The sequence below is a fragment of the Streptosporangium fragile genome, from assembly GCF_039534445.1.
In the GTDB taxonomy this organism is placed as follows: Bacteria; Actinomycetota; Actinomycetes; order Streptosporangiales; family Streptosporangiaceae; genus Streptosporangium; species Streptosporangium fragile.
This window is the reverse complement of the sequence record NZ_BAAAVI010000023.1, coordinates 1-20,305: the sequence shown is the minus strand read 5'-3', so window position 1 is coordinate 20,305 and position 20,305 is coordinate 1. Positions and strand designations below refer to the sequence as shown.

Sequence of the window (20,305 nt, the reverse complement as noted above, 5' to 3'; positions counted from 1 at the left end):
TATCGGCACCGGACCCTAGATGAATTCATTGGATACTTCGCATGACTTCGCGTTCCAGTTTCCCGGCGAAGCTTTTCCCCATATGGTGATGATGCCCTACGAACTAACGGTCATATATGCCGATTTGACCGATATGTAGCCACCAGTTACAGGGGAGGAAGCCGTGACTGTCTCACGGTGGAAAACAGCTCACCTGGCCTTCGTCGCGTTACTCGCCCTCGCCCTGACCGCCGGCACGCGGGACACCGCGACCGCCTCCACGGGCGGCGGCGCCCCGGTGAGCGCCCCGGCGGGGAGCCTGGACGACATCAACGAGGACATCCGCACCGCCCGGTACGTCGTGAACCGTTTCTGGGCCACGCACTGGCCGGAGTTCTTTCCGGGGAGATACACCTCGCCGCGGGTTCTCGGAGCCTACGACGGCGCGTCCCGAAATGCCCCCACGTGCTTCGGATATCGCATCCCCGACGACAACGCGCTGTACTGCAACTGGCCCTACGACTACATCGCCTGGGACGCCGACCTGATGCGGATGGGATACCTCCGGGGAGACGCCTGGGTCTATCTGGTCGTCGCGCACGAATGGGGCCACGCCGTTCAGGCGCGCATTCCCGGCGGGATGCTGCTGCCCCAGCTCGAACTGCAGGCCGACTGCTTCGCCGGGGCGGCCCTCGCCGGCGCGGCCGCGGACGGGACGCTCCTGTTCGAGGCCGGTGACACCGCCGAGATCGCGGCGGCCCTGCGGCAGTACGCCGACGACACCCCCTGGACCGACGTGAGTGACCACGGCAGCGCGAGCGAGCGCGTGAACGCCTTCCGCGCCGGCGCCCACTACGGCGTGGCGGGCTGCCTCCCATGACGCGCACGTTCGACGAGCTCGCCAGGGCGGTGATCGCCGAGGTGGCGCCCGAGGAGGCCGCCTTCTACGCGGTCATCTCCGCCGCGGTGCGCCGGGACCCCGGCCGGGTCTTCCCGGCCCGCGACGACCTGCCCGGCCCCGGGCCCGCCGGCGCCGCGGCGCTCGTGACGCCGATCGTGATCACGGTACTCGGCGGGGTGGTCTCCGGCCACCTCACCGGGGTGGCCGGGCAGCACACCCGGCGACTCTCCGGGCGGCTCGGGAACCGGTCCGGTCACCGCCCGGAGGACGGGATCGCGACTCCCGCGATCGAGGTCCCCGTGCTGGACCACGCCACCGCGGAAGAGGCCGGACGCGCCGTCGAGCGGATGGCGCTGGACATGGGGATCGAGCCCGGCGCGGCCCTGAGGCTCCGCCAGGCGATGCACGGACACCTGTCGGGACAGCGTTGAACACCCGCGCCGGCGCGGGCCCCGTCGCGGCGCGGGCGATCACGACGTGGCCGAACGCGGGACCCGCTCACCGAGGACGCCGCAGGGCGGTGGCGAGGTCGTCCAGGTGCTTCGAGACCGGGCCCACGGTGAGCAGACCGCTGCCCGCCCCCGCCAGCTCCGCCGCCGCGGGGGTGAGCGCGGTGGCGGCGCGCTCCATCGTCTCCCGGTCGCCGACGGCGACGGCCGCGCGCGCGGCGAGGCACCACAGGACCTCGAACAGCAGGTCGGGAGGCGGGTCCGGGATCCCGCGCAGCGCCGCCGCGGCCGCGCCGCGGCGGTCCCGGGCCAGCAGCACCAGGGGGCGGGCCCAGGGCTCGTAGGGCCCCCAGTCGGTGCGCTCGTCGGCCTGGACGGGCTGTGCCCGCTGCACGCGCAGGCACAGCGACGCGAGCGGCGGCAGGCCGCGCTCCAGTCCGGGCATGCCGACGCCGTCCAGCCGCGCGGCGGCGTCCCGGTAGGCCGCCTCCACCTCGTCCGCCGGTGCCCGGCCGGTCGCGGCGAGCCGCAGCGCCCGGTACCACCGGGTGAACACGCCCACCAGCGGCAGCTCGTTGCGCTCGGCCAGGCGGTCCGCGGCCGCCGCGTGACGGTCGGCCGCCGGGAAGTCCGCGAGCGCGCTGCGGGCCTGGAGGCGGATGAGGTGTCCGAGCACCTCGAAGGTGACCAGGCCGTGCCGGGCGGACAGGGCGACCAGCTCGGCGCCGATCCCGTCCCGGCACGGGGCCAGGCCCGCCCGGTGGAAGGTCTGCATGAACACGCCGTTGAGGGCGAACGCCAGCAGCGCGGGATCGTCCAGGCCGCGGGCGAGCCGCTCCGCCTCGCGGGCGGCCCGGAGCCCGCGCGGCGAGCGGGTGCCGCGCGACTCCAGGGCGATCGTGGCCAGCAGTCGCGCCCGCGCGGCCTCGTGTCCGCCGGGTGGGAGAGCGGTCAGGGTACGCTCGGCCGCCGCGAGCACCTGCGCGGCCTGCTGCGGGTCGTCGACCCGGGTCCAGATCGCCGGGACGTCGTACGCGCCGATCACACGGGCGGTCAGTTCCGCGTCGCCCAGCTCCTCGGCCGCCGCGACGGCCGCCACGCGGTGCCGGCGGGCCGCTTCCAGGCCGCCACCCCCGGTCACCGCGAGATTGCGCAGCAGCCCCACCGTCGACTCCAGTCGCGCCCGGGCACCGGGTGCCACGGCGCGGTCGTAGGCGGCGGCCGCCCGTGCCCACACCCGGGCCGCGTCGGCCGGTCCGGAGGCGGGGTCGAGGTGGCGGGCGTGGTCGAGGATGTCCGCCTCCAGGCGGCGCAGCCGCGGGCCCGGATCCACCCCCAGCTGCTCGACCAGGAGCGCCCGTGCCCGGCGCAGCACGGCGAGGGCGTCGCCCTGGCGGCCGGCTCGGTACAGCGCGAGGGCCAGCAGGCGCCAGGCGTCCTCGCGCCACGGGTGCTCGGCCACGTGCGCGTCCAGATCCGGCACCGCCTCGGCCGCCAGGCCCAGAGCCAGCCGGGCCTCGGCCCGGCGCTCGACGGCGTGCAGCCGCAGCTCCGTCAGGCGGGAGCGCTCCGCGTGGGCCCAGCCCTCGCCGGCGAACTCGGCGTAGGCGGGCCCGCGCCACCACCCCAGCGCCTCCTCCAGCCGCGCCAGCCCCTCGGCCGACGGCAGCGTCGCGGCGGCGGACACCGCCTGTTCGAAGCGCCAGGCGTCCACCGCGCCGTGCTCGGCGCGCAGCGCGTACCCCGGCCCCTCGGTGACCAGCAGCCGAGCCGCGGTGCGGGGCGGGCGCTCGGGTTCCAGGGCGCGGCGCAGCGCGGCCACGAAGGTGCGTACCGCGCCCACCGCGTCGGGGGGCGGATCCGCCCACAGATCCTCGACGAGTCGGGTGACCGGGACGACGCGGCGGCGGGCGATGATCAGCCGGGCCAGCACCGCTCGGTGCCGCGGCCCCTTCAGGGCGACCGTGTCCCCGGCCCCGTCCCAGGCCGTCACCGGCCCCAGCACCCCGAATGCGACCCGCACCCCTCGACCGTCCTTCCCGGACCTCTCCCCCGGCCACGCTAGCGCGTGCTCACCGGATGCTCATCCGCGCCCGGCAGGCTTCAGGGCGTCCCCGGTCACCTACGGAAGAGAGCGGAAACCATGGCACCTGCCATCGCCGGCTTCGACTACCGGCGCGTCCCCGTCGCCGACGGCGTGTCCCTGAACGTCGCCGTCGCGGGCTCGGGCAGCCCGGTCGTGCTGCTGCACGGCTTCCCGCAGACCCACCTGATGTGGCGGCACGTCGCCGCCGACCTCGCGGCCGACCACACCGTGATCTGCCCGGACCTGCGCGGCTACGGCGCCAGCGACAAACCCGCCGAGACCGGCCCCGCGGTCTACGCCAAGCGGACCATGGCCGCCGACATCGTCGCCCTGGCCCGCGCGCTGGGGCACGAGCGCTTCGCGCTGGCCGGGCACGACCGCGGCGCCCTGGTCGCCTTCCGCGCCGGCCTCGACCACCCTCGGGCGATCACCCACCTCGCCTGCCTCGACGTGCTGCCCACCGTGGACATGTGGGAGGTGATGCACGGCGCCACCGCCGCCGTCGGCTTCCACCTCTACCTGATGGCCCAGCCGCCCGGCCTGCCCGAGCGGCTGATCGCCGCCGCCGCGGACGTCTTCTTCGGCCACTTCCTCGACGGCTGGACCGACGACCCGCAGGCCGTCCCCGCCGGCATCCGCGCCGCCTACCTGGCCGCCTGCCGCGACGCGGTGCCCTCGATCGTCGCCGACTACCGCGCCTCCGCCGGCATCGACGTCGACCACGACCGGGCCGACCGGGACGCCGGAAACCGGCTGCGGATGCCGGTCGCCGTGCTCCAGCAGGACTGGGGAGCCGCCCTCGGCTACGACGCCGCCGCGCTGTGGAGCGCCTGGGCCCCGGATCTGCGGCACACCACCGTCACCTGCGGCCACTTCATGGCCGAGGAGGCCCCCGCCGACGTCGCCAGGGCCCTGCGAGACCTTCTCGCCCGCCGGGCGGCGGGCGCACCCGTCTGACGGCCGGTCACACCGGGCCGTCCGCGTAGCCGGAGAACCCGGGCCGCGGCCGGGCTCTGCGGCGGGCCGCGCGGTGCCCGGCCTCAGCGCCAGCCGGTCGGCACCCCGGGGACGACCTTGACATACACCTCGGGGTGCTCGGTCACGATCGCCCAGTCGTACAGCGGGTCGGGCTGGTTGCGACGCTCGACGGCGGCCCACAGCGCGTGGCCGATCGACAGGTCCTCCACGCCCGCGAGCTGGCACACGGTGCCGATGTCCCGGGCGGTGACGCGGCTGATCTCGTCGAACGGCTCGGGCTCGGCGGCGATGGAGGCCAGCCCGATCAGGCGCTCGCGGGCCGGGCCGGGCACGGCCTCGCGGTAGGCCTGGGCCAGCACCAGGGCGGGGATGACGATCGGACGCTCGCCCTCCAGCGCCATGCCGATCATCGCGGCGGTGTAGACGTCGCCCGACAGGTGGAGCCGGACCGTGCTCGTGTCCAGCACGAGCCCCCGGCCCAGGACGCTCACGCGGTCTCGGGCAGTTGGAGGAACGATCTGATCCGGGCCACGGCCGCCCGGTCCTCCTCGCTGTCGCCGAGCCGGGGCTTGCCCCCGATGCTGGCGTGGTAGGCGCGGACCTTCAGATCCCTGTCCACCCGTGCTCGCACGGCCTCCAGGATGTAGGCGGACATGTTGCCCCCGGCGAGCTCCCGGACGTGGGCCTCGAGATCCTCCGGCATGGCGACGCTGATCCTGTTCATACGATCACCCTACTCGGTGCATACCGATTGCCGCGGCATGATCGATGATCCTTTCGGGGGTCCCTGAGGAACGGCGCGGGCGGGCGCCGGGCCGGGCGGCCGGGGGCGGGAGGGCCGGCAGGACGGCGACCGGGCGGGTCTGCCGTCGCGCCGGCGCGCGCCCTGCCCGACGACGGTCATCAGGCCCGTCTCCGTTCCGCGGCGGCGCCCGGCACGTGCAGGCACGGGTCCGGGCGCCTTCGGGCGGACGCTTCTCCGCGTTCCCGCCGTCAGTCGAGGTGGAAGACCTCCTCCAGCGCCACCATGCCCTCGTCGGGGCGGCCGTCGAGGCTCTCGAAGAACGGCGCCATCTCCGCCTGCCAGCGCGCGTTGACGTCGGTTCCGGCCATGGCCGCGCGCGCCGCCTCGAAGTCCTCGGTCTCCAGGTAGCCGACGAGGAGGCCGTCCTCGCGCAGGAACAGCGAGTAGTTGTGCCAGCCGGTGGCGCTCAGGGCCTCCTGCATCTCCGGCCACACCTCGCGGTGGCGCCTGCGGTACTCGTCCAGGTGCTCGGCTCGGACCTTCAGCAGGAAGCAGACACGCTGCATGGGGATCGCCTTCTTTCCCGTGCCGCCTGTCCCCGGACGGGGACGCCGACCACACGCCGGATTCTTCCAAAAACGATTTAAAACTGAGCTGGACAGTAGGACCAGCCCGGGGAAGGTGTCAATGGCACATGAACATGCCGTTTCCCGAGCGTTACCCGGGTGACGTCAGCGCCCCGGGCAAGCCGGCACCCCGAGCGCCTCCCCTCCCCCACCCCAGCCGGGCGGCCGGGCGCCGCCTGCTGATTGTCACGTTTTAAAGCCCGCTCAGCTCGCGGCGTCGCGGTCGGGCCCTCCGCCCGGTCCGGCCACGCGATCCGGGCGACGACGAGCCGGACGAGGCCCGGACTCGGGCGCCCACTTCCCAAAACAATTTTTGCAAAAATTCTTTTGGAAAGTGCCCGTGTGACCCTACGCTCCCGTCATGATCAGCGAAGAGCACGAGCGTGTACTCGACCCCGATCGGGACGCGGCAGCCCTGAAGGCCCTCGCGCACCCCTTGCGCGTCCGGCTGCTCGGGCTGCTGCGGCAGGACGGCCCGGCCACCGCGAGCGAACTCGCGGCCGTCACCGGGGAGTCGTCCGCTTCCACCAGTTACCACCTGCGGGTTCTGGCGAAGTACGCGTTCGTCGTGGAGGCCGAGCACCGTGACGGGCGGGAGCGCCGCTGGCAGGCAGTGCACTCCGTGACCTCCTGGGACAACAAGGCCATGGAAGCCTCACCGGCCGGCCGCGCCTTCGTCGGCTTCCTGCACAGGCGCCAGATCGAGCACCTGACGGCGTCTCTCCTCCGGCATGAGGCGGACATCGCCGAGGGGAGGCTGGGCCGGGAGTGGGTGGAGCCGTCAGGGATCAGCGACCTGATGCCCCGCCTGACGCCGGAGTCGCTGACCGAGCTCTGGGAGGTGCTTGAGCGGAAGCTGGAGGAACTGACCGCCCGTGACGCGGGGAGTCCGCGTGCCGTTCAGGTCGTGCTCCTGGCCGCCGGGCTGCCCCTGGCACCGCGCGGCCCCGGTGCGGATCCGGACGCCTCCGCCCCCGCCGAGGCCGATGCCGATGCCGGGGACGCGTCATGACCAAGCCGCTGGACGCACGCGCCATACGCCGCCGCTACGTCACGGTCTGCGTTCTCTTCTGGCTGCCGCTGGGGCTGACCATCGCTCCCCTGATCCTGCTGTTCACCGAGCGCGGCATGGCCATGGCGGCCATCGCGGGCTTCTTCGCCGCGCACTCCCTCACCACCGCCGCACTGGAACTGCCCACCGGAGGACTCTCCGATGTTCTCGGACGTCGCGCCGTCCTGGCCGCCGGCGGCCTGCTGAACCTGACCGCCTTGACCCTCCAGGCCCTGGGCACCACCGCCTGGGCGCTCACCCTCGGCATGGCTCTGATGGGCGCGGGCCGCGCCCTGTCCAGTGGCCCGGCCGAAGCCTGGTACGTCGACGCCGTCCAGGCGCACTCCGGTCCCGGCGCCGAACTGCGCACCGGGCTGGCCCGCGGCAGCTCCGCGACATCCGCCGCGCTCGCCACGGGCACCCTGGTCGGCGGTGCCCTGCCGTGGCTGCTCGGGCTCGGCCCCGACGTCGGGGCCCGGCTCAGCGAGGCAACCTCCGGGCTGGTACTGCCTCTTTCCGTTCCGCCTCTGCTGGGCGCGGCGATCGAACTGGTCTTCGTGCTGTACGTTCTGACCACACTGCGCGAGCCGCCCCGGCCGGTTGCCACCGTGCGGGATGCACTTCGCGGCATCCCGGCCACCGTCGCGGACGGACTGCGGCTGGGGGGACGCGACGCGCTGGTGCGTCGGGTGCTGATCGGCGCGGGAGCCGCCGGCGGTGCCCTGGCCACGGTCGAACTGCTCACGCCGGGCCGGGCCGCGGCCCTCACGGGCGCGTCGGAGTCGGGGGCCGTGCTCTTCGCCGCCCTCGCCTGCGCGGGCTTCGTCTGCTCCGGCATCGGCAGTCACCTCGCGCCGCTCACCGCCCGGCTCGCGGGCAGCGGCGAGCGCGCGGTCCTGGCAGGCCTCGGCACCGGCGTGAGCGGCCTGCTCCTGCTCGGCGGCACGGCAGCCTCCACGGGCGCGGTCTCCCCGGTCCTCGCGGCCACCGGCTACGGCCTGGTCTACCTGGGGCTCGGCGCAGCGGGGCCGAACGAGAACGACCTCCTGCACCGCCGGGTCACACGTGCGGGCCGCGCCACCGCGCTGTCCGTGCAGTCTCTCGCTCTCCAGCTGGTGGGCGCCCTCACCGGCTTGATCGTCGGGGTCCTGCCGCCGGGCCCGGCGCCCTGGCTGCTCGCGGCCACCGTGCTGCTGGCGGGAACCCTCCTGTGGGTCCGCCGCGGTGAGCGCACGTCCCCGGCCGTCACCGGCCCGCATCGGCCGGAGGCCGATCGATCACACCACGACCGGCGGCCCGAGGACCGCCCGAGCACCCGGAAGTGAGTGCAAGGGCACCTTGCGTATCCGCGAGCCCACGGCCCGCGCGGGGTGCCCATCTCCGTGGAGGGCCTCAGAAGGCGTTGACAGGGTGGGGCCGGACAGCGACTGGGGCGTCGCCGCGTCCGGGGCGACCCTCACCTCGCGTGTCGGCGCGGAGCTGCCCGGGCAGGCCGCGCCGGTGACCGGCGGCCGGTTGACCTGGTGAGCGGGCCCGCCCCGGAGACGGCCAGGAGCGCCTTCACCGGCGCGCTGTCCACCACCTGCCCGGTGGCGGACGCCGCCGGGGCGCCCGGTGACACGGATCGGTCCTGCTCAGGCGTCGGCGGTCCGGGCACCGTTCGGCCAGGAGTCAAGTTCGCCGGTCAAGTTGGGCCTTCCCAGCGGCCCGGCCGGCGGGTTATCAAGAACCGGAGAGCGCGCGCCCTCCCCGCTCACGACCACCACTCCGATGCGGACGAAGGATGCCATGCGCCGGTTATGGACAGCGATCACACGAACGCTCTGCGTTGCGCTCCTGGTCGCGGCCGGGCTCGCCGCGGCCGCCACGGACGCCACGGCGGCCGAGCCTCCCCGCTGGGGGTTCGCCGTCGTCAGGAGCGGCGCCGTCGTGGACTCCCTGCGCCAGGCGGGCTCGTGGCCGGACGGTCTCAAGGTCGAGGCCACCCCGGGCGGCCCCGGCCAGGTGTTCGTGAAGTTCCCGCAGATCGGCATGGCCGCCGGGGGAGTCGCCCACGTCACGGCGATCTCCCAGTCCGCCGACTGGTGCCAGGTCCAGGACTGGTGGCAGTCGGGCGCCGACGAGATCGTGGCGGTGCAGTGCCACCGGCACGGCGTGGGCCCGATCGCCTCGTGGTTCTCCCTCACCTTCGGGCACAGCTCCCAGTACCTGCCCGCGCCCCAGGCGTTCGGGTACGTGCACTGGGACGGCTCCGCCGTGGCCGCGCAGTTCAACTCCTCGGCGCCGGCCGCCGTGAACACCGTCGAGCCGTGGACGGCCCCGGGATCGTGGCGGGTCACCCTGCCCGGGCTCGGCTCGGCGGGCCACGCCGGGAACATCCAGGTCACCGCGGTCGACCCTGCCGTACCGGCGCGCTGCAAACTGGGCGGATGGATCGCGACGACGGCCGCGCAGAGCATCCTGGTGCGCTGCCACGACGCCACCGGCACGCCGCTGAACACCGGGTGGAGCCTGACCTACCACCGCGAGCGGGCCATCACGTGGACTCCCCCGTCGTACCGCTTCGCCTACACCTTCGACAACGCCCCCGACACCCCGGGCACCTACGTGCCGACGCCGTACCCGGTCAGCTACAACTCGCGGTCCGCGGGCGTGCAGCTCAACAGGTACGGGGTCGCCAGGAAGCAGGTGACGTTCGGCGACGCCGGCGGATACCGGAGCAACGTCCAGGTCACCGCGTTCGGCTACGGCTCCGAGTTCTGCAACCTGTTCGCCCCCTGGGAGCCGTCCTCGACGTTCGTGAGCATCCGGTACGTCACCTGCTACGACGGCGCCGTCCAGGTCGACCACCCGGCGATGATCACATACGTGGCCCGCTAGCCGGTGTCACGGCGGCACGCCGTCGTTCTCAGCCGGCGCCGCCGGAAGTGGCTGCTGCGTCCGCAGGCCCGGCAGGCCCGGCAGGCGCGACCGTGCAGGCGGCCGCCGGGCCGAACACCGACTTCAACGGCGACGGCTACAACGACCTGGCCTTCGGTATCCCCCACTACCCCGGCTACCTGGGAGCCGACACCACCGGCCTGGTCGGTGTGCTGTACGGCGGGCCCGACGGGCTGGGCCGCCACCAGATCATCCGCCCCCAGTCCGGTTGCGTCAGCACCAACTACCCCGACGGCAGCCCCGCGCCGTGCTACCTGCGGGGCCGGGGCCTGAGTGCGACGGATGTCGACGCTGACGGCAGGACCGACCTCGTCTTTGCCGGCGGCTCGGACATGCAGGTCATGGCGTGGAAGCCGACAGGGATCCACTCGATCGTGCGGCGCACGCACGTGTCCCTCGACACCGCGAACCGGAGCGGGCATCTGGTGGCCGGGCAGATCGACGGCCAGCCCGGAGTTGACATCGTCTCCGCGCACAGCGATCAACGAAAGCTCATCGGGTGGTACAACGGCGCGCAGGCGTCTTCCTACACCGGGCCGTCACTGCCGGGCGTCGGCCAGGGTGCTTTCCACTCGCTGGACACCGCCGACCTCGACGGCGACGGCAAGCTGGAGGCGGTGACCGTTTTCGAGGCCGGCTGGAATGGTGACTAGGGGAGCGCCGCGTGGACCGTGCCGGTTGGAAGCCGTTCCTGAAGCGCTGGAGTGAGGAATGGCAGATCGCCAACCCGGCCGAGGAACCGGACGCCGATCCGTGGCTCGGTTTTTCCTCCGCATCTCCTGAGGAGATGAAGCCTCTTGAGAGGCGTCTGGGGTGCACGCTCCCGCCCTCGTTCCGGGAGTTCCTCCTGGTCACCAACGGCTGGCGGAACGCGGGTAACTTCGTGTGGCAGTTGCGCAACATCGACGAGATCGGGTGGATGCGTGATCTGGCCTCCTTCATGGCCGAGCGCTACGACGACACGGACGACTACGCCGACGAGGGTGCGGTTCTCACAGAGAGCGGAGGTAGTCGACCGCCAGCCGCCCCGCACGGCCGATCGACGCGTCCACGGCCGGTTGCCGGTCGGCGTATGAGTGAGCCCTGGTGAAGACGGTCACCGCATAGCTGCGACCGTCGGCGTAGGTGACCACTCCGGCCTCGTTCCTGATGCCGGGAAGCGTTCCGGTCTTGGCGGCGACCTCGATGCCGGACTCGAAGCCCGAGGATAACCGGTGGGCGTAGATCTGCCGGCGCATCATGGAGCGCACCTGCTCGCAGGCCGGTGGTTCGGCGGCCTGGTCGGTCCAGACGGCCTCGAGGAGCCGGGCGATCTCCCTGGGTGTGGAGGCGTTGGCCCGCGCGGGGTCGATCGCCGCCAGCGTGGCGAGGTCTTCCGTGGACGCCTGCCTGATGAGCTCTTCCAGGTCGGACAGGGACGCGCCCGGGGACAGGTCGCGTACGATGCCGAGGAAGAGATCTTCGCAGGACTCGGTGATGCGGGTCCGGGTCAGGCCCAGATCGTCGATGACGCTCTGGATGGCGGGCTGGCCGAGCCGGTACCAGAGGGCGTCGGTCGTGGCGTTGTCGCTCATCGTCATCATCACCAGCGCCTGGTCGCGCCGGCTCAGCTCGGTGTCGTCGGAGTAACCGGCTGTACCGATGCCGCCGATCCGGAAGCGGGCGCCGATCGTCGCCCGCTCGGCCGGGTCGAGCCGACCTGCCGCAACGGCCCTCGCGAAGGCCACCGCCACCGCGATTTTGAAGACCGAGGCGAGGACGACCGGCTCGTCGGCCTCCACTTCGACCTGGGGACCGTCGGACATGCCTATCTCACGGGCATACAGGTAGCCCCGTGCCCCAGCGGCGGCGAAGACGTCCCTGATCTGGCGGGCCGTTTCGGTTGAGTTACTCATGATCCCTCCACGCGCTGGGAGGCGCGCTCTTATTCGCGACGCGCGTGTGGCCCGTGCCCTGATACCAAAGAAGGAAGAAATATAATTCATTCCACTTTTTAGCGTTTCTTAGGGCACTGCTACGTGGCGTTGTGGATTTCGAGTGAGAGTACAACCCTCATACGGGGTGCACTTCGTACCGGCGGACAACATAGCGGGTGCCCGTTGGTCGGCCGGTACGGAACCGTCCGCGCGTCCGAACCGGCCCTGCCTTCCTTGGCCGGTGCGACAGTGCCGTGACCTCGTGCGATCCACAGAGTGGACGGCGTACACGAGGAAGGCTGAGGCAGTGAGTGAGTTGCGGATCCGGGAAGCCGGAGAAGTCATCGGCCGGCTCGACCCCGGCCCCTGGAATGCCCTTACCGACGTCCAGGGCGTCCGCGTCGGCCACACGACCCTCTGCGAACCGGCGCGGGGCGTCCACTCCGGTGTGACAGCGATCGTCCCGGAAGGGAAGGTGCTCCCGGCGGGGCTCAGCGTGGCCAACGGCTACGGCAAGTTCGTCGGCGCCACCCAGGTCATGGAGCTCGGCGAGGTGGAGACACCGATCCTGCTGACCTCCACGCTGTCCACCTTCCGGGCCGCCGACGCGTTGCTGACGTGGGTACTCGACCGGGCGGAGCGACCGGTGCGGTCGATGAACCCGGTGGTGGGTGAGATCAACGACTCCTGGTTGTCGCACACCGTCCTGAGGCCCGTCACCGCTGATCACGTATGGAACGCACTGGACACGGCCACCAGCGGACCGGTGGCGATGGGGAACGTGGGCGGCGGGACGGGAGCCTGCGCTCTCGGGTACAAGGCCGGTATCGGCACCTCTTCCCGCCGGGTGACCGTCGGCGGTCAGGAAGCAGTTGTCGGTGTGCTCGTCCAGGCGAACATGAACGGCGACCTCCGGGTCCGCGGCACCATGCTCACGCCGCACAGCCTGGGCCTACCGGTGGCGGGATCGTCGTCCGCCGAGGGATCCTGCGTGGTGGTCATCGCCGTCGACTTCGCCTGCCCGGCGCGACAGCTCTCCCGCATCGCCAACCGGGGCGTCCTCGCCCTGGGCAGGACGGGAGCGGCCTACAGCCACGGCAGCGGGGACTACGCGCTGGCATTCTCGACCCGGCCGGACCCGCCCCGGGCCGAGCTTCGTCCGGCGGAACTGGACCTCGTTTTCACCGCCGTGATGGACTCGGTCGAGGAGGCCGTCCTCGATTCGCTGCTCGCAGCCACGACGGTGATCGCGCCTGGTGGTCGCAAGGCGGCGGCTCTGCCGCATTCCGCGCTCCTGAAGGTGCTCGCATGAGCCGCCCGCTGCTGGGAGTCCTCGGCGGCATGGGGCCGCTCGCCACGGCGCACTTCTACCGGATGCTCATCGAGGCGACCCCCGCGGAGACGGACCAGGAGCACGTGCGGGTCGCCATATGGGCGGATCCCAGCGTCCCGGACCGCACCAAGTCCCTGCTCGGCGAAGGCCCCTCACCGGTCCCGGTGATGCTGGACGGCCTGCGCTGGCTCCAGGCAGCCGGCGCGGACTGCGTGGTGATCCCCTGCAACACCGCCCATGCCTATGTCGAAGAGCTGGTGGCCTCCACCGGGGTGCTGGTGCTCGACATGGTGACCGCCGCGTTGCAGTCCTGCCAGGCCGTACGGCCGGGCGTCCGCCGAGTGGGCGTCCTGGCGACCCGCGGCACGCGAGCCGCTCAGCTCTACGAACGAGCGGCCTCGCGACTGGGTATCGAGGTGGTCCAGGTTCCGTTCGCCGTACAGCGGGAGCATGTGGACACCGCCATTCGGACCGTCAAGGCAGGTGGTGACCTCGCCAAGGCCGCGCGGTCGATCGAGACGGCCGCCCGCGTGCTCCACGCGCTGGGCGCGGAGGTCGGGGTGGCCGCCTGCACGGAGATCCCACTCGTGATCGCAGGCGCCGGACGGGTGCTGCCCATGGTCGATTCAACGGCCAGCCTGGTGGAAACGGCTCTCGTACGGCTGGCGGTCAGGACTGGGCCATGAGCCGCAGCTGCAACATCGCCGCGAAGCGGGCATCCGGATCGGCGAGGTCGATCTCCCCGACCTCGACCACACGTCGCAGGCGGTATCTGAACGTGTTGGGGTGCACACACATCGCCGCGGAGGCCCTGACCACGTCGCCGAAGGCCTCCAGCCAGGCCCGCAGGGTGTCCACCAGCCGCATGTCGTTGTCGGCATCGTAGGCGGCCAGACGCGCCACCGGTCCCGTCAGGATGTCGCCACGGGTGGCCACCAGATCGCCCAGCTCCAGCAACATCGCCTGGACGCTGACCTCCTCGATGGCGGCCACCCGTCGCGAACCGCCGCTCAGGCGCAGGACGCGGAGAGCTCGATCAGCACCGAGACGGGACGTCGCGAGGCCGCGCACATCGGTCGCGGACGGGCCGATACCGATCAACGCCTGCACCCTGCCGCTGACCCGGTCGAGGAAATCCTCCGCCAGTTGGACGGCGCGCTTCCCCGCTGCGGACGGATCATGTGGTACCGGGATGATGCCGTAAGCCGTCTCCCCGACCAGCGCGGCCGCCGAGCGGGGGTGCGCCGCGGTCAGGTGCATGGCGAAGGCGTCCGCCGCCCGCTGGCGATCGGCTGCCCTCCGGGTGTGCGCCGCGGTGCTGAGAGCGTTCCCGGGGGCCGGCAAGGCCAGGGCGAGGACGACCGCGGGCTGATCCAGCAGGCCGAGGCGACTCGCCGCTTCACCGGCGCCCGATCCTCCTTCGAGAGCGGTGCCCACGAGATCGGCTCGCAGCCGCCGCTCGACGTCCGCGCCGGCTCGCATTCTCAGCATGTGGAGGGCGACCAGCTTCGCGGCGTCCTGGAAAGCCGCAGCGCGGTTCTCCGACAGGGCTCTGGGCACCGCCGCCCAGATCGACCCGAGGAACTCATCGCCCGCCCGGACGGCCAGGGCCACCCGGGGCAGGATGAAGCCGTCCTCCCCATTCGGCCGCACGAAGACCGGCCGGTCGGAGCGGTACAGTTCCCGGAAAACGCCGTTCCTCTCCAGGTACCGGGTCGTGGACGCAGGCACCTGCCGGCCCAGGATGGTGTCGACTCGTGACTTGTCAGCCTGGTCCTGCTGGCCGGAGAAGGCCAGTACGCGGGAGTTGCGATCCTCGATCGTCACGGGCGCGTCCAGCAGAGCCGCCACCGCGTTGGCCAGCGCGAAAAGATCGCCGGACATGGCCTGGTCCACGGCTTCCACGCCTGCTTCACGCACCTGGCCGTCCGCGAGCAGCGAGCGCAGCATGGCCGCCACCTGTGCCCACGTCGCCCCGCGGGTGAGGCCCAGCACGGCGACGCCCGCCTGCTCGGCCATCTCCCCGATGGCCGGATCCGCGGGGACGGGCGCGCGGAGCACCAGCCCCGCAGCGCCCTGCTTACCGAGATCGGCCAGCAGATCGACGATCTGCTCCGCGCAGACGACGCCCACGCCCAGGACCAGGGCCTGGTGAGGGAGGTGGAGTTCGTCATGGGGATCGTAGATCACGACGCCGCCGATGTCACCGACGGCATCCGGGGCACCGTGCACCAGGTCGAGCAGCGTGGCACCCAGGTCTTCCAGGACGCGGCCGAGGCTGGCCCGTGGGCGCGCTGTCACTGTCATCAGCACCCCTCCAGGCTAGGGACCCCACGTGCGGTCTCGTTCGTTCCCGGCGACGAACTGTCCTGGGCTCATTGGTGCGTCAGAACTTATCCGGCACACCACCCAGGGATTTTGTCCGTTTTGGGGAGATTTCTTGACCGGTTCGCACGGTCCGTTTCCCAGCCGGCCGCACATCGGCTTGCCCGGCCGGCGCCACCGCCGTACGCTGCATTGCCTCGACCGGAGCCGCGTCCCACGCCCGTATCGGACCGCCGTGCGGGCACCTGCCCGGCGGAGGTCCGGCGCCCGCACCGGACCCGGCGCGCACCGGTCGTCGAGCCCGCGGCGCCGTCATCACCCGCGGGCCGCTCACCGCGGTGTCGTCCGGCCAGCCGGACCCGGTCACCGCACGGATGCCGTGGCCGGGGATCGGGCTCGTCACCCCCGCACGACCCCATAGTCCGGTGCCGCTGCGAGAGAGGAAATACGATCATGAAAGTCGGGTGGACCGGCTACCACGACCATCGGAGCGAGACCCTTGACGCCCGGTTCGCGTGGGCCCGCCGAATGCCACGGGGCCGGCTCGGCCGCACGAACGAGTCCCGGGACCGATCGCCGATCACAGTCCTGTTCCGTCACGTCCGACGCCGCCGACGATCAGGCAGGGGACGTCGTGAGGGTTGTGCCACGCGTGCGCCTTCTGGGGAGGTACGTAGACCGTGTCGCCTGCGGCGACCGCGTGTCGTACGCCGTCGATCGTCACGATCGCGGCCCCCTCGACACAGTGATGGAACTCCTCGGTCGCGTGCGAGAGCCCTCGCATCGTTCCGCCCGGTCGCAGCAGCAGCCGGAAGGGCTGCAACCCCCTGACCGGGACGGGCAGGTAGGAGATGGTGACGCGCCCGTCGTCGTCGTCGACCGTACGCGCCTCGGAGAGCGGGACGCAGTGCCGGCTGCGGAGCTCCTGCAGGTCACCGAGCAGGTCACCGACGGTCACGCCGTAGACGTCGGCGAGCCGCATCAGACGGGTGACCGCGATCTCCGACTCGCCCCGTTCGACGAGCCCGATGAAGGAGGCGGACAGCCGGCTGCGGCGGGCGACGTCACGGACCGACCAGCCGCGTTGCTCGCGCAGCCGCCGCAGCCGGTCGCCGATCGTGCGGATCGCGTCGTCGCCGGAGGTCGCGGTGGGGCCTGCCGTCATGGTGATCAGGGTACGGCTCATCGCACGGTCCCGGCGCGCTCGAGCAAGGTACACCGCGGGACGACGTCGGAGCGTCCCCGCGCGGCCCGCGTGCCGGGGTGTCCGCAGGAGGCGGCCGGCGGCACCGAGGCGCCGCGCGGCCTGATCACGCCGGCGTGCGAAGAAGTCACGCACAGCGTCGCACGGGTCGCCGCGTGCCGGGCGGCCGGGGTCGCGAGCGTGCCCTGAAGGTGCTCGGAGCACAGTGGGAGAGCGGTTTTAGTCACCGACATAGTGTGCATTATTTTGAGCACAAATCGCGAAGTTTTCATCTTCCTGCCACGACTTATCGCATGTATGCTGCGGCAACTGATCGATATATCGATCACTCGGTGAAAGGAGCGTGTGTGGTGGGAAGAGGAGCGCGATGCCTACGCTGACGGGAACACCGGCAGACGACGGCTTCCGCATGCCGGCCGAGTGGGAACCCCACGAGGGCTGTTGGATGCTGTGGCCCGAGCGGCCCGACAACTGGCGGGCGGGAGCCAAGCCCGCGCAGGCGGCCTTCGCCGCGGTCGCCCACGCGGTCGCCGACGCCGGCGACCCGGTCACCGTCGGGGTCTCGGCAGCGCAGTTCCGCCATGCGCGTGCGTCGCTCTCGGCGGCGGTCCGCGTCGTCGAGCTCAGCTTCGACGACGCCTGGATCCGCGACACCGGGCCCACGTTCGTCGTCGACGGCAGAGGCGGTCGCCGCGGCGTCGATTGGATCTTCAACGCCTGGGGCGGGCTGGAGGGCGGCCTCTACTTCCCGTGGGACGCCGACGACCAGGTCGCCGGCAAGGTGCTGGAGATCGAGCGCAGCGATCGCTACCGCGCGCCGTTCGTGCTCGAGGGGGGATCGGTCCATGTCGACGGGGAGGGCACCTGCCTGACGACCGAGCAGTGCCTGCTCAACCCCAACCGCAACCCCGGACGCTCACGCGAACAGCTCGAGCGGCTGCTGTCGGACTACCTCGGGATCGAGCGCGTGATCTGGCTCGGCGCCGGGGTCCACGCGGACGAGACCAACGGCCACATCGACAACCTCGCCTGCTTCGTGCGGCCCGGCGTTGTCTGCCTCACCTGGACCGACGACGAGCAGGACCCGCAGCACGCGATCAGCCGCGACGCGCTCGAGCGGCTGGAGCGCGCGACCGACGCGCGCGGCCGCCCGCTCGAAGTGCACAAGGTCCCGCTGCCCGGCCCGTTGCACTACAGCGAGGAGGAGGCGCGCGGGACCGACCGGCGCGGCGACGGCGAGCCGTGGCGGCTCGGGCGGCGGATGCCCGGCTCCTACGTGAACTTCTATGTCGCCAACCGTGGCGTCGTCGTACCGCTGCTCGATCCGCTCCACGACGAGCAGGTGCTCGCGCAGCTCGGCGATCTGTTCCCCGGACGCGACGTGATCGGCGTCCCCGCCCGCGAGGTGCTGCTGGGCGGCGGCAACGTGCACTGCATCACCCAGCAGGTTCCCGCCCCCCTCTCATGGAGCAACTGATGCGTCCTCGTATGTCCGTCCTTCTGCTGGCCTGCGCCGGGACCTTCGCCGCCGCCACCGGCTGCGGCGGCTCCGGCCCGGACGACGTCGGCGCGCGGAAGGGGTCCGGCCCCGTCGTCTCGGGTGGCACGTTCCACTACGCGATCGCGGGCGATCCCGGTGATCTCGACCCGGCCAGAACGGTCACCGACAACGCGTACCGGATCTTCGCGTTCGCCTACGACAGCCTGCTCGACAGCTCCCCTGACGGCGAAGTCGTGTCCAACCTCGCCACCAGCTGGGAGATCACACCGACGGTCGCGAAGTTCACGCTGCGCAAAGACGTCACCTGCTCCGACGGGAGCCCCGTCACCGCGACGACGATCGCGCAGAACCTGAACGCCCTGAAGGATCCGAAGATGCAGTCGCCGCGGCTGCCGATAACGATGTCGACCGGCGACTACACCGTCGCCGCCGACGACGCCCGCGCCACGGTGACGGTCCGCTTCAAGGCGCCGGTCAGCTTCCTCTCCTACACGATCCAGGCACTTCCGATCGTCTGCGGCGAGGGCCTGCGCGACCGCAGCCTCCTCGCACGGGGCACCAGCGGAACCGGCCCCTACGTGCTGAAGGAAGCGGTCTCCGGCGACCACTACACGCTGACCCGCCGCAAGGACTACAGATGGGGTCCCGACGGCGCCACCAACGACGAGCCCGGCCAGCCGGAGACGGTCGTGATCAAAGTGGTGCCGAACCCGACCACGATCGCCAACCTGCTGCTCGCCGGAGAGCTGTCCGGCGCGCGCGTCAACAGCGCTGACGCCAAGCGGCTGGAGCAGCGCGGGCTCGCCGAGCAGAAGCACGCCTCGGGCCTGACGCAGATGCTGTTCAACCAGGCGAAGGGGCGGCCGGCGGCCGACCCGGCTGTCCGGCGCGCGCTGACGATGGCGGTCGACCGCGGGCAACTGGCGAAGATCGTCTCCGGGCCGGACGGGCGCGTCGGCCAGAGCGTCGTGCCCGAGGCCTCGACACCCTGCCCGGTGTCCGGCGTCAACGCCGCGATCCCGGCCTTCGACGCCGCCGCCGCGGCGGCCGTACTCGACGACGCCGGCTGGGCCAAGGGCGCCGACGGCGTGCGGGAGAAGGACGGGACACGACTGCAGCTGAACGTGATCAGCAACTCCGACTTCGGCCCGACATTCGTCTCGGCGACCGAACTGGTTGCGAAGGCGTGGCGTGAGCTCGGTGCCGACGTCAAAATCGCCGGCGGCAATGCCCAGGTCACGATACAGGCGCTCGCGAGCGGCAACTGGGATGTCGTTCCGCTGCTCGGCATCAGCGTCGCGGTGCCCTCCCAGTTCGTCCCGCTGGTGAGCGGCCCGGTGCCGCCGCAGGGGATCAACTACGGCGCGATCGACAATCCGGATTACCTGGCGCTCGTCGGCAAAGCGGTCACAACGGCCGATCAGCAGGCGGCGTGCAAGGACTGGAACGCGGCCGAGGCCGCGCTGTTCGAGGCGGCCGACGTGGTCCCGATGGTCGCGCTGTACGAGCGCTGGTGGGCGGCGAAGACCGCGACGTTCGAGACGACGGCGTTCGACATCATCCCGACGAGCATCCGAATGCGTCAGGGCTGAGTCGTGACACGCTTTCCCGCCACTGGATGGACCGTCGCGGCGCTGGCCGGCGCCGGTGTCGGTGTCGGTGTCGCCGCGCAGCGACGGTACGAGGCGACGGCCCGCCGGCGGCACCCGGCTCCGGGCCGAACAGTCGAGGCCGACGGCGTCGCGTTGCACGCGCTCACCGAGGGGCGTGGGCCGGCGATCGTGATCGAGTGCGGCCTCGGCGGGTCGCAGCTGGAGTGGGAGGAGGTCGCCGACGGCTTGCGCGGTCGCGCGACGGTCGTGCGCTACGACCGGCCCGGCTTCGGTTGGAGCCCCGGCGCCCGCTGCGACCGCCGTTCGGCCGCGACGGCGGCACGGTTGCGCGCACTGCTGCACGCGCTCGACGTGCCGCCGCCGTACGTGCTCGTCGGTCACTCGTTCGGCGGCCTGCACGTGCGGGCGTTCGCGGCTGCCGAGCCGTCCGCGGTCGCGGGCATGGTGCTCGTCGACCCGGCCCACGAGCGGATGCGGGAGGCGCTGACGCCCGCGACGAAGGTCGCGGAGCGGGTGGTGCGACACGGCGCCGCCGTCGCGGCCGCGCTGGCCCCACTCGGGCTGGGCGTGCCGCTCGGGCGGTTGCGCGCGACGCTGACGCGCGCGGAGCTGGCCGGGCCGCCCACGCCGGCGGCGCTGCGCGCCGTCGAGCTGAGCG

At 72.2% G+C, this 20,305-nt stretch carries 20 protein-coding genes; 13 read left to right on the top strand and 7 right to left on the bottom strand.

Annotated features, from left to right (window positions below; translation table 11 throughout):
• The first annotated feature begins 163 nt into the window (after nucleotides 1-163).
• Nucleotides 164-859: a neutral zinc metallopeptidase gene (locus tag ABD841_RS17215; protein ID WP_344972582.1), complete on the top strand. Its 696-nt coding sequence runs from the start codon at nucleotides 164-166 to the stop codon at nucleotides 857-859.
• Nucleotides 856-1,311, top strand: coding sequence for a hypothetical protein (locus ABD841_RS17210; RefSeq protein WP_344972580.1), 456 nt, complete (start codon nucleotides 856-858; stop codon nucleotides 1,309-1,311). The genes ABD841_RS17215 and ABD841_RS17210 overlap by 4 nt, the downstream gene beginning before the upstream one ends.
• Before the next feature lie 67 nt (nucleotides 1,312-1,378).
• Here ABD841_RS17210 and ABD841_RS17205 read toward each other — a convergent pair whose 3' ends face one another.
• Nucleotides 1,379-3,352, bottom strand: a complete 1,974-nt coding sequence (locus tag ABD841_RS17205; protein WP_344972578.1) for an AfsR/SARP family transcriptional regulator — start codon at nucleotides 3,350-3,352, stop codon at nucleotides 1,379-1,381.
• A gap of 120 nt (nucleotides 3,353-3,472) precedes the next feature.
• Here ABD841_RS17205 and ABD841_RS17200 point away from each other — a divergent pair, with 120 nt between their 5' ends.
• Nucleotides 3,473-4,372 (top strand): alpha/beta fold hydrolase, encoded by a 900-nt coding sequence (locus tag ABD841_RS17200; protein WP_344972576.1) that lies wholly within the window; start codon nucleotides 3,473-3,475, stop codon nucleotides 4,370-4,372.
• Nucleotides 4,373-4,455: 83 nt separating this feature from the next.
• On the opposite strand, the gene ABD841_RS17195 is transcribed toward ABD841_RS17200, so the two are convergent.
• From ABD841_RS17195 to ABD841_RS17185, 3 genes are all read right to left on the bottom strand, one after another.
• Nucleotides 4,456-4,884, bottom strand: a complete 429-nt coding sequence (locus ABD841_RS17195) for a hypothetical protein (RefSeq protein WP_344972574.1) — start codon at nucleotides 4,882-4,884, stop codon at nucleotides 4,456-4,458.
• Entirely contained in the window at nucleotides 4,881-5,117 is a 237-nt protein-coding gene (locus ABD841_RS17190; protein WP_344972572.1) for a hypothetical protein, read from the bottom strand. Before ABD841_RS17190 ends, ABD841_RS17195 begins: the two co-directional genes overlap by 4 nt.
• A gap of 269 nt (nucleotides 5,118-5,386) precedes the next feature.
• Nucleotides 5,387-5,704: an L-rhamnose mutarotase gene (locus ABD841_RS17185; protein ID WP_344972570.1), complete on the bottom strand. Its 318-nt coding sequence runs from the start codon at nucleotides 5,702-5,704 to the stop codon at nucleotides 5,387-5,389.
• A 421-nt stretch (nucleotides 5,705-6,125) separates the two neighbouring features.
• On the opposite strand from ABD841_RS17185, the gene ABD841_RS17180 reads away from it, so the two are divergent.
• The 5 genes from ABD841_RS17180 (at nucleotide 6,126) to ABD841_RS40855 (ending at nucleotide 10,845) form a co-directional block, all read left to right on the top strand.
• A complete protein-coding gene (locus tag ABD841_RS17180) occupies nucleotides 6,126-6,776 on the top strand; it encodes an ArsR/SmtB family transcription factor (protein ID WP_344972568.1) in 651 nt (216 codons plus the stop codon).
• Nucleotides 6,773-8,140: an MFS transporter gene (locus tag ABD841_RS17175; RefSeq protein WP_344972566.1), complete on the top strand. Its 1,368-nt coding sequence runs from the start codon at nucleotides 6,773-6,775 to the stop codon at nucleotides 8,138-8,140. The genes ABD841_RS17180 and ABD841_RS17175 overlap by 4 nt, the downstream gene beginning before the upstream one ends.
• 445 nt (nucleotides 8,141-8,585) lie before the next feature.
• Nucleotides 8,586-9,695, top strand: coding sequence for a hypothetical protein (locus ABD841_RS17170; protein WP_344972564.1), 1,110 nt, complete (start codon nucleotides 8,586-8,588; stop codon nucleotides 9,693-9,695).
• A gap of 92 nt (nucleotides 9,696-9,787) precedes the next feature.
• The gene (locus tag ABD841_RS17165; protein WP_344972562.1) at nucleotides 9,788-10,408 is read left to right on the top strand and encodes an FG-GAP repeat domain-containing protein; all 621 of its coding nucleotides are present in this window, start codon (nucleotides 9,788-9,790) and stop codon (nucleotides 10,406-10,408) included.
• Between the two features lie 11 nt (nucleotides 10,409-10,419).
• Nucleotides 10,420-10,845, top strand: coding sequence for an SMI1/KNR4 family protein (locus ABD841_RS40855; protein ID WP_425581994.1), 426 nt, complete (start codon nucleotides 10,420-10,422; stop codon nucleotides 10,843-10,845).
• On the opposite strand, the gene ABD841_RS17160 is transcribed toward ABD841_RS40855, so the two are convergent.
• Nucleotides 10,748-11,650 (bottom strand): serine hydrolase, encoded by a 903-nt coding sequence (locus tag ABD841_RS17160; RefSeq protein ID WP_344972560.1) that lies wholly within the window; start codon nucleotides 11,648-11,650, stop codon nucleotides 10,748-10,750. The two genes, ABD841_RS40855 and ABD841_RS17160, sit on opposite strands and share 98 nt — an antisense overlap.
• A 328-nt stretch (nucleotides 11,651-11,978) precedes the next feature.
• Here ABD841_RS17160 and ABD841_RS17155 point away from each other — a divergent pair, with 328 nt between their 5' ends.
• Both ABD841_RS17155 and cuyB read left to right on the top strand, forming a co-directional pair.
• Nucleotides 11,979-12,983 carry a P1 family peptidase gene (locus tag ABD841_RS17155; protein WP_344972558.1) on the top strand — a complete coding sequence of 335 codons (1,005 nt, stop codon included), beginning with the start codon at nucleotides 11,979-11,981 and terminating at the stop codon, nucleotides 12,981-12,983.
• Nucleotides 12,980-13,690, top strand: a complete 711-nt coding sequence (cuyB, locus tag ABD841_RS17150; protein WP_344972556.1) for a cysteate racemase — start codon at nucleotides 12,980-12,982, stop codon at nucleotides 13,688-13,690. The genes ABD841_RS17155 and cuyB overlap by 4 nt, the downstream gene beginning before the upstream one ends.
• On the opposite strand, the gene ABD841_RS17145 is transcribed toward cuyB, so the two are convergent.
• A complete protein-coding gene (locus ABD841_RS17145; RefSeq protein ID WP_344972554.1) occupies nucleotides 13,674-15,311 on the bottom strand; it encodes a PucR family transcriptional regulator in 1,638 nt (545 codons plus the stop codon). The genes cuyB and ABD841_RS17145 overlap by 17 nt on opposite strands.
• A gap of 598 nt (nucleotides 15,312-15,909) precedes the next feature.
• Entirely contained in the window at nucleotides 15,910-16,494 is a 585-nt protein-coding gene (locus tag ABD841_RS17140; RefSeq protein ID WP_344972553.1) for a helix-turn-helix domain-containing protein, read from the bottom strand.
• Nucleotides 16,495-16,900: 406 nt separating this feature from the next.
• Between ABD841_RS17140 and aguA the strand changes: the two genes are divergently transcribed.
• The 3 genes from aguA to ABD841_RS17125 form a co-directional block, all read left to right on the top strand.
• The gene (gene aguA / locus ABD841_RS17135; RefSeq protein WP_344972551.1) at nucleotides 16,901-18,010 is read left to right on the top strand and encodes an agmatine deiminase; all 1,110 of its coding nucleotides are present in this window, start codon (nucleotides 16,901-16,903) and stop codon (nucleotides 18,008-18,010) included.
• Entirely contained in the window at nucleotides 18,010-19,626 is a 1,617-nt protein-coding gene (locus tag ABD841_RS17130) for an ABC transporter substrate-binding protein (RefSeq protein ID WP_344972549.1), read from the top strand. The genes aguA and ABD841_RS17130 overlap by 1 nt, the downstream gene beginning before the upstream one ends.
• Nucleotides 19,627-19,629: 3 nt before the next feature.
• Nucleotides 19,630-20,305, top strand: a 676-nt coding sequence (locus ABD841_RS17125) for an alpha/beta fold hydrolase (RefSeq protein WP_344972547.1), incomplete at its 3' end; no start/stop codon positions are given.